Raw genomic sequence first — 14,850 nt, 5'->3', positions numbered from 1 at the left:
CCGCTTTAAAAGCATAAAATGCATGCGCTAGCGGCCAGCCGGAAACACCGGCTCCAATGCATCGCACAAAAGTGGCTATGAACATGTTCATAGCTGCTTTTTGCTTTGCATCAACCGGCTATTTCTGCCAACCAGCGCCCCTCTTCGCGACTTCTCTCACATGGCCTTTGCCGCCCCCTCTTCTTCAGCACTGCAGCGCTTGCGCCTGACTTCCTGGCCAGCGCGCCTAGGCAGTGCACTCATTGCCATTGCGGTGCTTGCCCCGGTGCTCGGCCTGGTCTGGCATGCACTGCAATCTGATACGGCACACTGGTCACACCTGCTGGCCAATGTCTTGCCAGTCACCGCCCGCAATACCTTGTACTTGCTGCTGGGCGTGGGCCTGGTGGTCAGCGTGATTGGCACGGCCAGTGCCTGGCTGGTTACAGCTTATGACTTTCCAGGCCGTGGCATACTGGTCTGGGCGCTATTGCTGCCACTGGCCATTCCCAGTTATGTGATTGCGTTTGCCTATTTGGACTTGCTGCATCCTTTGGGGCCAGTGCAAAGCCTGGTGCGCGACATCCTGGGCTACAGCAGCCCGCGGGAATTTCGCCTGCCCGACATCCGTTCCCTGCCCGGTGCCATAGCTTTATTGGGCCTGGTGCTCTATCCGTATGTGTACCTGAGCACGCGCTTCATGTTTCAAAGCCAGGCCGCCAGTTTGCTGGAAGCGGCCCGTACGCTGGGCTGCTCAGCCATGGGCAGTTTTTGGCGTGTCGCCCTGCCGATGGCCAGGCCCGGTATTGCCGTGGGCCTGGCGCTGGCCTTGCTGGAAACGCTCAACGACATTGGCGCTTCGGAGTTTTTGGGCGTGCGCACGATGACAGTGGCCGTCTACAACACCTGGATTACCCGCTCAGACCTGGGCGCCGCAGCCCAACTGGCACTGTGTATGCTGGTGCTGGTCATGGCCCTGGTCTGGCTGGAGCGGCGCGCGCGCCAAAGCCAGCGCTTTGGCGTCACGCAACGCATGCGCCCTATGCAGGCCAAACGACTAACGGGCTGGCAAGCGGGCTTGGCCTTGCTGCTGGGCAGCTTGCCTGTGCTGCTGGGCTTTGTAGCGCCTGCTGCCTACCTTGTCTCGGCCACCATCAAACGGCTGGACCAGGCAGGCCACATCTCCAGCGCACTGTGGAGCAGCCTGGGCCACACCTTGTTGTTGGCAGCCTTGGCCACGCTGGTCACCGTGCTGTGCGGCCTGCTGCTGGCATGGCAGGCCCGCCTGAACATGCACGGCCAGCGCCCGCGCTGGGCCTTGGCTTGCGCGCGCATTGGCAGCCTGGGCTATGCCATTCCCGGCACTATCTTGGCCATTGGCCTGCTCACCCCAATGGCGTTGTTCGACCAAGTTCTTTCATGGCTGCTGCAAACCCCATCACTGTGGTTGATGGGCAGCATGGCCGCCCTGGTGCTGGCTTACAGCTTGCGCTTTATGGCGATATCCATTGGCGGCGTGGAAGCTGGGCTGACCCGCATCCCGCCTTCGCTTGAGCAGGCCTCGCGCCTGCTGGGCCACAACGCCACTGGCACCCTCGTCCGGGTGCACCTGCCACTGCTTAAGCCCGCATTGGCTGCCAGTGCCTTGCTGGTCTTTGTTGACACGATGAAAGAGCTGCCCGCCACCTTGCTGCTGCGACCACTCAATATCGAAACCCTGGCCACCCGGCTCTACGCCGAAGCCGCACGCGGCACCTACGAAGAAGGTGCCATCGCCGCATTGGCGATTGTGCTGGCAGGCTTGCTGCCGGTGGTCTTGCTGGCTCGCACACGCCTGGACATCGCCAGCCCGCCTGCGGCACAAGCCGCATCACCCTCCGACACCTCGACCCGTACGCTTTACAACACGCATGAGCCAAGCCACATTTCTTGAACTGGAGCAGATCAGCCTGGGCTACGACAGCCGTCAAGGCCTGCGCATGGTCGTGCGCGATTTTTCTCTGCAATTGCCGCGCGGGCAAACCGCCTGCTTGCTTGGCCCTTCGGGCTGCGGCAAATCCAGCATCTTGCGCGCCATCGCGGGCTTTGAGCCCTTGCGCAGCGGCAGCATCCAACTCAATGGCAACCTGCTGTCACGCCAAGGCTATGCCCTCGCACCTGAGCGCCGCAACGTCGGCATGATGTTCCAGGACTACGCACTTTTCCCCCATTTGAATGTGCTACACAACATTGGCTTTGGACTGGGCCACCTCGGCCGCGCCGAGCGACAAGCGCGCAGCCTGCAGATGTTGGAGCTGGTGGGCTTGCGCGAAGCCCAGCACGCCTGGCCGCATGAACTCTCAGGCGGGCAGCAGCAGCGTATTGCGCTGGCCCGAGCCCTCGCACCAGAGCCAGCCTTGCTGCTGCTGGATGAGCCTTTCTCCAACCTCGACACCGATCTGCGCGAGCGCTTGGCGCAAGAGGTCAAAGACATCCTGCAGCAAACCGGCCAAACGGCCATTTTGGTCACCCACAACCACCGTGAAGCCGACATCATGGGCCACCGCATTGGCAGAATGCAGCCTGGCCAAGCCGTTGCATGGCATGACAGCGCCACGGCATAAACGGCCCGCAGCACAGCCACAAGGCCACAGACTTCAGGCACAATCGCCAGCCTTGCTCCCCAGTCGATGAAGCCCATGACACTCAATGAACTCGCCACCCATTATTTGACAAGCTCGCTTGACGGGCACGGCCTTGCCCACACCACTGTGGGCGAATGGCTGGAAGTGGACCAGCGCGCCGCGCACATGCAGGTGCAGGTTTTTGAGAAACCCCATATTGGCCAAGCCAGCATGGTCGTGCTGGAGCTGCAAGTGCATGCAGCCATCCTGGGCGAAGCCCCGTTGGTTGAAACCTTTGCCGGTTTTGGCGCCACCCCCGAAGACGCTGTGCGCTACGCCTTTGTACGCCTGCTCGAAGGCTGCTTTCACCCGATCATCGAAGCCCTGACCAGCCACCAGTGCGAAGCTGGCCAGGCCGAAACCGAAGTCTGGACCGGCCCTGCCGACAATGGCAGCCCTCAATGGCAAGCCTTCATCGGCCCCCTGCAGCCGCAAGGCGATGGCGAGCCGCTGGTCGATGTCTATCTGGACATCTTCGATGAACTCAAAACCCTATTGACCCACACCGCGTCCAACGCCCATTGGCTGCGCGTGTACCTGTGCACCAGCGCCAACAAGCTGCAAGCGGTTGAAGTGCTGCTGGACAACCAGCCTTGGGAAGCGGGTGCGAATTTGCTGCAAAGCATTGAATGGCCCAAAGGCGAGGCATTTGCCGCGCTGCGGCATTTTGTGTTGGCAATGCCGCGCAATACCCATTAGAACCTGTTGACGATCTTTTCACAATTGCGCAAGACACAAAAAAGGGGCAGTTCAACAGGAAAAATCAGTAGCCTGTGGTTGGCCTGAACATCGGCTCTTGACGGTCTTTGAAAGGCTGACTTGGCAATGATTACAAGTAGATGGTTACGGAGAAAGCTGCAAACCTTCCACTGTTTCCTGGCCAATTCAACGTTGATGCAAGCCACGCAATCCTAAGCCGGCCACGATCAGCCCCATCAGTGCCAAAGCCAGGTAGCCTAGTGTCGGAACCGGGACAGCTTGAGCCAAAGCAGCAGGCACGGTGGCCCCCACCGGATCCACTATGACGCCATTGGTGGCCCAGTCATCGTCCCCTAACTGACCGTCTTGCACGGTAAATGTGGTGGTATTGCCCGCGACCACCAGATCGCTGGGTTGGAAATAGCTTGGTGATGTGGCATCAATGCTGGCTTTGCCCCATTTCGTCAGTCCCTGCACTGCATTTGGCCAAGCGATGCTGACGGTCACTGGCGTTGAGTTACAACCGATCAGCTTGAAGTCAAGCATGCCATGCGGCATGGTTTGTCCATTTGGTAGAGAACCTGGTGCAGCGACAAAGGCGGTACGACTCAGATCCAATCGGCAATCCGCGCCGCCACCGGTAAAGCTGGCGCTCGCTGTGGCAGGTTCCCCCACCGTTGGCACCGTCAGAGCGCTGAAATAGGGCTCAAAATGGGCGAACACAGCAAGATCCGATGTCACATTTTCCAGGACACAAGTTTCTGGTGCAGCCGTCGCACTCGCGGCGCATACGCTGTCGACACCAAACCCTGTAAAACGCGCACCTGGCTCTGCTGCGGCGGTACAAGTGGTGCTGTCACCAAACCCAATGCGGTTTGTCTCGCAGATGAGGCTGCCCAAATAGGGAGAACTCACTTGTGCAGTAATGCTGTATTGCTGTTTGACCAATTCCGCTGTGACATTGCGATTGCCAGTGACACCGCTGAGTTGGCAGACAAGGCCATCCTTGCTGTCGCAGCCACGTATAAAGTTTACGACGTAGCCTGCCGCGGGATGGACCGTGCAAGTCGTCCCCTCCCCATAGGCAATGTGCATTGCCTCGCAAGTGATGCTGCCAGCGTCGGCAGGCGACACTTGCGCAGTCACAGTGAATAGCTGTTTGGCAAATTGCGTAATCTCAGATTTGTCTTCACGAATGCCTGAGAGTGTGCAGGTCAGGCTGGCATTGTTGTCGCAACCTGTCCATGCCTTTAGCTGGTAGCCCGTATCGGCTGCCGCAGCCTGCACTAGCAACGGACTGCCAAGCGCCAGAAAAAGCGCGAGCACAGCAAAAAATCGAAACCAGGCAGTACTGCCTTGCCTAGCTCCAAGCAAAGATTGCCAGTTTGAGTGCCTCAAGCCAATGCGCTGTTCTGCCTTCGTTTTCATGGTGTTCTCTATTGATTCGATGCCGTTGCTAGCCACAATGCACGCCACGAAAGACATGCCTTCAGCCATCTGAAAAAGTGGCGTTCGCATGCGTTCGATTTAGCTATCATTCCACTGGTGATGCTGCCCGTGTGCGTGTGCTGTACCTTGCGAATGGCCGTTTGTAACTTGTTGCTTAGAAACCCCATCTAAGCAACAGTGCACTGTGCTGCAGTTTGATAGATCAGTGCATTCAAGCAAACTGCAGCCCCCAGAAATGGCAGTGATTGCATTGGCCTAGATGCTGATCGTGATGCTATTGGTGGATTGGTGAACTTGCTAAGCAATTAAAAGCGTAACTTACTGGCTTATTTTACTATTTAACAAATATTTGACCATCCCTTGTTTCAGGTATTTGGGGCATGAACATGAAGATGGATGATCAACCCCTCTGCCGCGTGTCTGCTGTGGTCCTTGAGCGGCGCCTGAGTACATTCTCTGCGATTGCGAGCTGCCGGAAGACCTAAAGCCTTTACGCATCACGTTGCTGCCAGCAACAATGTGATACAAAGCCAGGCATGCATGACATTGCTGCCTCCGACCTCAAAACCATCCTGCACTCCAAGCGGGCCAATATTTACTACCTGGAGCATTGCCGCGTACTCGTCAATGGCGGGCGGGTCGAGTATGTGACCGACGCTGGCAAACGCCAGCTGTACTGGAATATTCCGATTGCCAATACCACCTGCATCCTGCTGGGCACTGGCACCTCTTTGACCCAGGCAGCGATGCGTGAGTTGGCCAAAGCCGGTGTGCTTGTTGGCTTTTGTGGCGGTGGTGGTACCCCGCTGTTCAGTGCCAATGAGGTCGATGTGGAAGTGGCCTGGCTCACACCGCAAAGCGAATACCGCCCCACTGAATTTTTACAAGCCTGGGTGCAATTCTGGTTTGATGATGAATTGCGCTTAATGGCCGCCAAGGCCTTGCAAACCGCACGGCTGAGCCGCCTGCACAGCGAATGGGGCCACCGCACACTCACCGATGCAGGCTTTCGCGCCGATGGGCGCAGATTGGCTGAGCTGATTGAGCGCAGCCAACGCGCCATCTCCCTGGCCGAAGACACCACCGCTTTGCTGACTGAAGAAGCACGCCTGACCAAGGCACTGTTCAAACTGGCCGTCGATGCCACCGGCTACGGCGAATTCACCCGCGCCAAACGCGGCAGCGGCACCGATCCGGCCAACCGTTTTCTGGACCACGGCAACTACCTGGCCTACGGCTTAGGCGCAACTGCCACGTGGGTGCTGGGTTTGCCGCATGGCCTGGCCGTGCTGCACGGTAAAACCCGGCGCGGTGGTTTGGTGTTCGATGCGGCAGACCTGGTCAAAGACGCGGCGATTTTGCCCCAAGCATTCCTATCAGCCATGCGCGGCGATGACGAGCAGCAATTTCGCCGCAACTGCATTGAAGCCCTGACCCGCAGCGAATCACTGGACTTCATGATTGACCAGCTCAAAGCAATTGCCACCGCTACGGCCCAATTGGCAATGCAGGCCAAGCAAGCGCCCACTGCAGCCAGCACAGACCCAAAAGGCAGCGCATGAATGTATTGTTGATCTCGCAATGCAGCAAACGCGCGCTGACAGAAACGCGCCGCATTTTGGACCAGTTTGCCGAACGCCGTGGCGAGCGCACCTGGCAAACCGCCATTACCCAAGCGGGCTTGGACACACTGCGCAAGCTGCTGCGCCAAACCGCCCGCAAAAACACCGCAGTCGCCTGCCACCGCATAGGCGGCAAAAACCACAGCGAATTGCTGTGGGTCGTGGGCGATGCCAGGCAGTTCAACGAAGAAGGCGCAGTACCAACCAACACCACACAAAGCGACGTGCTGCGCGCCGACGATGAAAACGGCTGGCACCACCTGCGGCTAATGCAGCAACTCACGGCCCTGGCGGCCTTGATGCACGATTTGGGCAAAGCCAGCGACGCCTTTCAAAGCAGGCTCAAGGGTGAATTAAAAGAGAAGAACCTCTACCGCCACGAATGGGCCTCGGTGCGCATTTTTCAGGCGTTTGTCAGCCACTGCGGCCTAGACAGCGACCAGGCCTGGCTGCATGCCTTGGACCATGCAAAAACCGTCGAAGATCCCGCTACATGGCTGGCACAATGGCTTGGTGACGGGCATTTGTTGCGCGATGGCTTAGACAAGACCATTAGCGCAGCACACAATCCATTGGCTGTGCTACCACCTTTAGCACAAGCCGTGGCATGGTTGATTCTGACACACCACCGCTTGCCAGCCGTGCCTTACAGCACCGCTGAAATGCTGGATGCTAGCAAACCGCTCTACCACGGCCGCCGCCTCAGCGTGTTGCCAGCCGACCTGCACCAGCTGCTCGCACGCATCAACGCTGATTGGAACGAGCCTTTTCTGGCACGCGATGCTACCGCCATTGCCGCCTATTGGCGTTTCTCCAAAGGCTTGCCAGTCACCACCGAGGCGTGGCGAGGCCGGGCAGCACGCGCAGCGCAGGCCTTGCTTCGCCAGGCAAGCAAAGACAGCGCTGGGCCTGCAGACAACGGCAATGGCCATGCACTGACTGCCACCGACGCAGGCAATCCAGCAGCACCGCCCATACACGCCTTGCACAACCCGTACGTGATGCACGTTGCACGGCTGGCGCTGATGCTGGCCGACCACTACTACTCCGGCTTAGTCAGTGCAGCGCTGCGCAGCAAAGGTGAGGAGCACTACCCGTTGTTTGCCAACACAGACCGCACCACAGGCCAACCGCTGCAACGGCTAGACGAACACTTGCTGGGCGTAGAGCACCATGCCAGCCAATTGGTGCACGCCTTGCCCAGTTTCGCTCGCCAGCTCGCCCATTTGCGCAACCACCGTGGCTTGAAAAAACGCAGCGACCAAGCCCGTTTTCGCTGGCAAGACAAGGCCGCCGACCTGGCAGCCAGCGTGCGCCAACATGCGTCCGAACATGGCGCTTTCATCGTCAATATGGCCTCGACGGGCTGCGGCAAAACACTGGCGAACGCCCGCATCATGAACGCCTTGGCCAATCCGCACCAAGGGCTGCGATGCGCCTTTGCAATGGGCTTGCGCACGCTGACCATGCAAACCGGTCGCAGCTTTCAGCACGACCTCGGCCTGGGCGATGACGAACTGGCCATCCAGGTTGGCGGCGCAGCCAACCGCGCATTGTTTGAATACTACGAAGCACAAGCAGAAAAAACCGGCTCGGCCTCTACCCAAGCCTTGCATGAAGAAAGCAGCCACGTCGTCTTTGAAGGCAATGACCAGCACCCTGCACTGCACTACCTGGGCCATGATGCTGCCGCCCGCAAGCTATTGGCTGCGCCGCTGTTGGTATGCACGGTCGACCACCTGATGCCCGCAACAGAAAGCCTGCGTGGTGGTAAACAAATAGCGCCGATGCTGCGCTTGATGAGCGGCGACCTGGTGCTTGATGAACCCGATGACTTTGATATGGCCGATATGCCAGCGCTGAGCCGCTTGGTGCACTGGGCGGGCTTATTGGGTGCGCGGGTCTTGCTGTCCTCTGCGACCTTGCCACCGGCCTTGGTACAAGGCTTGTTTCAGGCCTACTGGCATGGCAGACAACACTTTCAGCGCAACCGCAGCGCCCGCCCGCACGCAATAGCGCGCGTGGCCTGCCTGTGGGTCGATGAATTCCACCAGCACTATGCCGAATGCGCTGACGCCAGCAGTTTTGCAGCCGCCCACGCGCCATTTGTAGAGCAGCGCAGCAGCAAACTGGCCGCTGAAGCCAAGGCCCTGCCACGCAAATGGGCGCAACTGCTGGCCATGCCCACAGGCTTTCAAAACCTGACGCAGGCCGACCGCGACTCAGCATTCGCCCAACTGCTGCGCGATGCGGCGCTGGATTTGCACGCACAGCACCACAGCCAGGATACGCACAGTGCCAAACGCATCAGCTTTGGCCTGGTGCGCATGGCCAATATTGCGCCCTTGTATGAGGTGGCGCTGGCCTTGTTTCAGCTTGGAGCACCCCAAGGCGTGCGCATCCATTTGTGCGTCTACCACTCGCAGTTTCCCTTGTTTGCGCGCTCAGCCATCGAGCAACGTTTGGACAAGGCACTGAACCGCCGCAATGCGAATGCGGTGTTTGAGCTGCCAGAAATTCGCCAAACCATCGATGCGCACCACGAGGCCGACCAGCTTTTTATTGTCCTTGGCAGTCCGGTCACCGAAGTCGGCCGTGACCATGACTACGACTGGGCCATTGCCGAGCCTTCGTCCATGCGCTCACTGATCCAGCTGGCCGGCCGTGTACTGCGCCACCGCAGCCCTGCTGCGCTTAAAGCGCCCAACATCCTGGTGTGCGAGAGCAATCTGCGCCATTTTGAGCAACCGGGAAAGCCGGCTTTTTGCCGCCCCGGTTTTGAAAGCCTGGACTTTCCACTGCAAGTACACACGCTACAAACATTGCTCTCGCATGTATTGGATGCAGAGCAGCGATTCATCGTCGATGCCCGCCCGCGCATCCTGCCGCGACCTGCTGAGCTGCGCCAAACCAAAAGCAATCTGGTCGATTTGGAACACAGCCGCATGGAAGCGCACATGCTGCCGCCAGAGCCATCAGCACAAGCCACCACAGGCCACCGCCGCAAGAGCCGTGCGGCTTCGGCTCCAACACAGACACCGCAGCCTGACACGGCCCAAGCGGCACTGCCCAGCGCATTCAATGCCAGCAGCTTCTGGCATTGGCCCACGGTCCAGTTGAGCGGTGCGATGCAGCAAAGCCAAGTCTTTAGGCAAGATAGCAGCGAATACGTCGACCTGGTGCTGCGGCCCAATGACGACGAAGACGGCTACCTGCTCTACCGCGTAGCGGAAGGCCAAAAGAAATGGGAGCAGCTGTACGTGCTGGTCGATGGCCCGCTGCTACAACGCATCGATGACGCGGCAGTCAACGGCCCCGGCATTGCGCCTTGGGGCAACAGCGATTTCTGGCAGGCCATGCAAACACAAGCCGAAGCCATGGATTTGTCTGTGCAGGATTTTGCCAAACGCTTTGCCACCGCCAGCTTGCGTGCCAGTGCGCAAGGATGGCGGTGGCATCCGGCTTTGGGATTCAAAACAATGAAATAGCTGCAAAATAAATCGCATCTAGCTCATTGACTGCCTTTGCGGCAGGGCACCTTGCGAAGACAAGTTAATACTTACTTTTCTGAGCTACCTATGCGGTAGCCACCAGATTCTACAAAAAGGATAAGAGCCTTGCGAAAATTTGGTCTATACTTCGATCAAAGAAAAATTAGAGCGATTAGAGCGAATACAAGTTTAATATTTACTGGATGTTGACATAAAAAATGAAACAGCTATAAAATTCGAGCCCATGCAGGACGGCAATCCTGTATGGGCTCTTCGGCAAAGCTGCAAGAGACATCCCCCAACAACGGCTAATTAGAAAGGAGAGCGTTATGCGTCGAAAACGAAAACGTAGAAGATAAGTAGACCCTCAAAATCCCAGAGTCGCATCATTGCCGCTCTGGGATTGTACCGTTTTCCTATTTCTGAGGAAGGACCCCAATGTCAGCCGAACAAATTATTCATGTTCGTAGCGCAATCCATACATTTCTTCGTGACCGTCTAGCGGACAAGCTAAGCAAGCTTGCTGAGGATGACCCCAAACGCATCGAGTTAGAAGAGCAATTTCAGCCTGGATCTTGGCTGCAAGATGCTGCACGACGCGTCAAACAAATCCAAGCCGTCACCCACTCCCTCAAACCCATCCACCCTGATGCACGCGGCACCAACTTGTATGTGCCGCCGCAGCAACTCCCTGCGCATGCAGAGGTGGGCACGCACAACTTGGCAGCCTCCTTTGCCAGCGACGTAGTCGGTAATGCCGCTGCGCTGGATGTGTACAAATTCCTCAAGATTGCCATCAATCCCGAAGGGCAAAGCCTGCTCGATGCCTTGGTTGCAGGCGATGCCCATGCGATTGCCGCCTTGAGCGATGATGCCGAACAGGCCCAACAATGGCGCGATGCATTGGTGGGCTTGGTTGGCACTGCCAGTGCCAATGTGGCCAGCCACCAGCGTGCAAAGCAGCTGTACTGGATGGTGGGCAGCGATGCCAGTGCCAACGAAGACTACCATTTGCTTGCGCCTCTGTATGCGAGCTCGCTGGCCCATGCGGTGTACCAGGACGTGCAGGAGGTGCGCTTTGGTGAAGCCAACAAAGCGGCGCGTGCGGCCAAACGCGAAGGCAAAGCGCACGAAGGCGTGTTTCGCGACTACCCGCAGTTGGCCGTGCAAAAGCTGGGCGGCACCAAACCCCAAAACATCTCCCAACTCAATAGCGAGCGCGGCGGCAGCAACTACCTGCTCGGCGCCCTGCCCCCCACATGGCGCAGCCGCACACGCGAACCTTGGGGCTTACACTCGGTGATTGATCACATGCTGTTGCAGCGCGATGGCGTCAAACCCGGCATCAAGGCCTTTTTGGATTTTTTGCTCACCGACCCGCCTGCAAACGCTGCCACACGCAATCGCGTCGACGCCCACGTCGCCTCGCTGATTGATGAGCTGGTCTTGATGGCCGCCGAACTCCAGCGCGACTGGACGCAAAGCTACGGCACCAACTGGTCAGCCGATGCGCGCTGCAAGCTGGCACCTGCTGAGCAGTTATGGCTCAACCCCCAGCGCACAGAAAGCGATGCGGACTTCAACGCACAGTGGCAATTAATGGATTGGCCTGCGCAAATCGGCCACCGCTTTGGCAATTGGCTCAACGCCCAGCTCGCAGGCAAACTGCCGGTAGGCGAAGCCGAACACCGCCAATGGAAAAAAGAACTGCTGCTCGATGAAAGCGACGATGGCTGGGCGCAAGCACTGCACGATGTCCGCACGGAATTGAAAGCGCCCCACTACATCCACAGCCGCAAAGGGAAACAAGCATGACAGAGGCCTTGCATTCATTGGTCGGCAAAGGACTACTGGTAATTCCACATCTGCGCGTGCAAAACGCCAATGCCATCTCCAGCCCGCTCACGCATGGTTTTCCATCGATCACGGCATTCCTGGGTTTGCAATGGGCGTTGGAGCGCAAGCTGGTAGAGGCAGGCATTGACAACCTGTTCTTTGAAAAAGTGGGCGTGGTCTGCCATTGGCACGAAGAACAAGTGACAGACGGTTTTGTTAAAAACTTTCGGCTCACCCGCAACCCCGTCGACAAGGACGGCAGCACCGCAGCAATTGTCGAAGAAGGCCGCATCCATCTGGATATTTCGTTGGTGTTTCAAATCGGTGTGGATGACACCGCTCCCGGCAACCCATTCACACTTGAGCAGGCTGAGCGCCAGGCATTGGCCTGGACAATCCGCGAGCTACTCAGCACCATGCGCATTGCCGGCGGCTCGGTGATTCACCACCAACCGCCACCTGGCCAATTCATCACCCCTTGGCTGATTGCGCTCGATGCCGATGCAGAAAAGCGCGCAGAGCAATTTCGTAAACTGCGCCGCCGCCTGCTGCCTGGATTCGCCTTGGTGGGCCGCGATGATTTGCTGGCGCAGCGCTTGCAGCAATTGCAACAGCAAGATGCCAAGGCCAGCACACTCGATGCCTGGCTGGATTTGGCCCGCTTCAATTGGCGCAGCCATGAAGAGCCAGGAGCAGACGGAAAAACCAAACTGGTCTGGTCGCACGACCGCCCCAAAGGCGCAGGCTGGTTGGTGCCCATCCCCGTGGGCTATAGCGCGCTGTCCGACGTGCATGCAGCAGGCCAGGTGGCCAATGCACGTGACACCGACACCCCGCTGCGCTTTGTTGAAAGTGTTTACTCCGTTGGCCAGTGGGTCAGCCCGCACCACATGCACAGCATCAGCGACTTGCTGTGGTGGCCGGACAGCCAAGTCGAGCGTGGTCTGTACCGCGCCCGCAGCAGCTATCAGCCGCCTGCGCCTGCGCCTGTACCAGACGAACCCACGGTATCTGGCGCGCCTGACGCGCCCGAATCTGCCAGCTTGCATGCGGCCGCTGCCGCAGCCCATTGAATCCGACTCTCGAACCGAAAGGAATCACCATGTCTTTAAAAACAGCTTCCGTTCTCGCGTTTGAACGCAAACTCGACCCTTCTGATGCCCTCTTCCACTCAGGCCATTGGGACGCCATTGCCCAGCCTGAACAGTGGCAGCCAGTGGCTTTGCGCGAAAAATCGGTGCGCGGAACAATCTCCAACCGACTCAAAACCAAAGACCAGGACCCGGCAAAATTAGACTCTGCGATTGAAAGCCCCAACCTGCAAACCGTGGATGTGGCAGCGCTGCCAGCCGATGCCGACACGCTCAAAGTCAGCTTCACCTTGCGCGTGCTGGCGGGCACAGGCACACCATCGGCTTGCAACAACGCCGAATACCAGGCCAAACTGAAATCCACCGTCGATGGCTATGTACAAGCCAATGGCTTTGGCGAGTTGGCCAAACGCTACGCGCACAACCTGGCCAATGGCCGTTTTTTGTGGCGTAACCGCCAGGGCGCAGAGCAAGTGCGCATTGACATTGCCAAGCTAGAGCAAGGCAAGGCCGCCCAGAGCTGGAGTTTTGACGCCCTGGCGCTTGGCCTGCGCCATTTCGATGCTGGTAGTGCCACAGCAGACCGCGATGCCTTGGCCGACCTGATCGCCAAAGGCTTGGCCAATGCAGCGCATGTGCTGCTGCAAATCACCGCCTATGTGCGCGTAGGCGCGGGCCAGGAAGTTTTTCCATCACAGGAGTTGATTTTGGAGCGTGGTCGCGGCGATAAAAGCAAAACACTCTACCAAGTGGGCGAAGTGGCAGCCATTCACTCGCAAAAGCTGGGCAATGCGATCCGCACCATTGATGACTGGTACGAAGGCGCAAGCGAGCTAGGACCGATTGCGGTCGAGCCCTATGGCTCCGTCACCACCCAAGGCAAAGCCTACCGCCAGCCCAAACAAAAGCAGGACTTCTACAACCTGTTGGACGACTGGATTTTGAAAGACAAAGTCCCCGCTCTGGAGCAACAGCACTTTGTGCTGGCCGTATTGATCCGTGGCGGCGTGTTCGGCGATGCAGGCAATTAAGCCGAGGCCAATGCCATGACAAGCCATTACACCGATATTGAACTGCTGCCAGACCCGGAGTTCAGCCCTGCGCATTTACTCGGTGCTTTGGTTGCCAAGCTCCATCGTGCTTTGGCGGCCCAAGGCAGCACCGACATTGCGATTGCCTTTCCGCACTACCAAATGCAGCCGCGCGGCTTAGGCCAGGTGCTGCGCCTATTGGGCCCTGAGCCATCACTGCAAGCCTTGCTGGCCAGCGATTGGCTGCGGGGTATGCGTGATCACACACAGCTAAGCCCCGTAGCGGCAGTGCCGGCAGATGCAGAACATCGGCACTTCACACGCCGGCAGTTCAAAACCAATGCTGAGCGCCTGCGCCGCAGGCGCATCAAACGCAAAGGTGAAACACCAGAACAGGCAGCCCTCGCCATTCCCGATAGCGTAGAACGCCAGCCTAACCTGCCTTTTGTACACCTGCGCAGCAGCAGCACCGGCCAGCCATTTCAGCTGTTTCTGGCGTTGAGCGAGCCTGTGTCGTCGACAGTACAGGGCAGCTTTAATGCTTACGGACTGAGCACCAGCGCGACGATTCCGTGGTTTTGACCCTTTTTCCTGATGTACGCCAAGTACCTAGGAAAATCAATCACTTAGCAAACACCCGAGAATTTGGGTGTTTTGCTTTGTTATAGGGATTGTTCTTTAAAAATCAGAGGATTAGAGGATTTAGAATCTAGTGACCTGCCGCATAGGCAGCTCAGAAAAGTGATGGTCTTGGCTGATGCAGCTGCTTGCTGTGACCTGCCGCATAGGCAGCTCAGAAAAGTGATGGTCTTGGCTGATGCAGCTGCTTGCTGTGACCTGCCGCATAGGCAGCTCAGAAAACACTCCAAGCCCGGCAGCCGAGAGTATTAATGTGACCTGCCGCATAGGCAGCTCAGAAATAGAGACAATTATCAAATTGAGACGTTAGCAGGTGACCTGCCGCATAGGCAGCTCAGAAAAAGAGAAGC

The 14,850-nt window shown here is 58.0% G+C and carries 9 protein-coding genes, 1 pseudogene and 1 CRISPR repeat array (1 of these 11 running past the window's edge); of the genes and pseudogenes, 9 read left to right on the top strand and 1 reads right to left on the bottom strand.

From position 1 onward, the window contains the following. Nucleotides 1–160: 160 nt before the first annotated feature. From E8K88_RS10495 to E8K88_RS10485, 3 genes and pseudogenes are all read left to right on the top strand, one after another. A pseudogene (locus E8K88_RS10495) lies at nt 161–1,816 on the top strand (ABC transporter permease); the annotation flags it as partial. A gap of 73 nt (nt 1,817–1,889) precedes the next feature. After that, on the top strand, nt 1,890–2,582 hold the full coding sequence (locus E8K88_RS10490; protein ID WP_136406618.1) for an ABC transporter ATP-binding protein: 693 nt from the start codon (nt 1,890–1,892) through the stop codon (nt 2,580–2,582). 75 nt (nt 2,583–2,657) lie between these two features. After that, nucleotides 2,658–3,341, top strand: coding sequence for a DUF6348 family protein (locus tag E8K88_RS10485; protein WP_136406617.1), 684 nt, complete (start codon nt 2,658–2,660; stop codon nt 3,339–3,341). Nucleotides 3,342–3,527: 186 nt separating this feature from the next. Here the strand turns inward: E8K88_RS10485 and E8K88_RS10480 are convergent, their stop codons facing one another. Continuing rightward, nucleotides 3,528–4,667: a choice-of-anchor U domain-containing protein gene (locus tag E8K88_RS10480; RefSeq protein WP_205880064.1), complete on the bottom strand. Its 1,140-nt coding sequence runs from the start codon at nt 4,665–4,667 to the stop codon at nt 3,528–3,530. A 659-nt stretch (nt 4,668–5,326) separates the two neighbouring features. Here E8K88_RS10480 and cas1f point away from each other — a divergent pair. The 6 genes from cas1f (at nt 5,327) to cas6f (ending at nt 14,443) form a co-directional block, all read left to right on the top strand. Next, nucleotides 5,327–6,352, top strand: coding sequence for a type I-F CRISPR-associated endonuclease Cas1f (gene cas1f / locus E8K88_RS10475; protein WP_136406615.1), 1,026 nt, complete (start codon nt 5,327–5,329; stop codon nt 6,350–6,352). Further along, the gene (gene cas3f / locus E8K88_RS10470; RefSeq protein WP_136406614.1) at nt 6,349–9,900 is read left to right on the top strand and encodes a type I-F CRISPR-associated helicase Cas3f; all 3,552 of its coding nucleotides are present in this window, start codon (nt 6,349–6,351) and stop codon (nt 9,898–9,900) included. The genes cas1f and cas3f overlap by 4 nt, the downstream gene beginning before the upstream one ends. A 441-nt stretch (nt 9,901–10,341) precedes the next feature. Then, nucleotides 10,342–11,718 (top strand): type I-F CRISPR-associated protein Csy1, encoded by a 1,377-nt coding sequence (gene csy1, locus E8K88_RS10465; protein ID WP_136406613.1) that lies wholly within the window; start codon nt 10,342–10,344, stop codon nt 11,716–11,718. Then, a complete protein-coding gene (gene csy2 / locus E8K88_RS10460; protein WP_136406612.1) occupies nt 11,715–12,812 on the top strand; it encodes a type I-F CRISPR-associated protein Csy2 in 1,098 nt (365 codons plus the stop codon). Before csy1 ends, csy2 begins: the two co-directional genes overlap by 4 nt. A 29-nt stretch (nt 12,813–12,841) precedes the next feature. After that, nucleotides 12,842–13,861 (top strand): type I-F CRISPR-associated protein Csy3, encoded by a 1,020-nt coding sequence (csy3, locus tag E8K88_RS10455; RefSeq protein ID WP_240754456.1) that lies wholly within the window; start codon nt 12,842–12,844, stop codon nt 13,859–13,861. Nucleotides 13,862–13,876: 15 nt separating this feature from the next. Beyond that, on the top strand, nt 13,877–14,443 hold the full coding sequence (cas6f, locus tag E8K88_RS10450) for a type I-F CRISPR-associated endoribonuclease Cas6/Csy4 (protein WP_136406611.1): 567 nt from the start codon (nt 13,877–13,879) through the stop codon (nt 14,441–14,443). Between the two features lie 130 nt (nt 14,444–14,573). Further along, a CRISPR array of direct repeats spans nt 14,574–14,850; the repeat unit is 28 nt; unit sequence GTGACCTGCCGCATAGGCAGCTCAGAAA; it runs 4,493 nt beyond the window's last position.

The sequence above is a fragment of the Lampropedia aestuarii genome (assembly GCF_004803635.1).
In the GTDB taxonomy this organism is placed as follows: domain Bacteria; phylum Pseudomonadota; class Gammaproteobacteria; order Burkholderiales; family Burkholderiaceae_C; genus Lampropedia; species Lampropedia aestuarii.
Note: the sequence above shows the minus strand (reverse complement) of the source record. Positions and strands in the feature narration are given on the sequence as shown.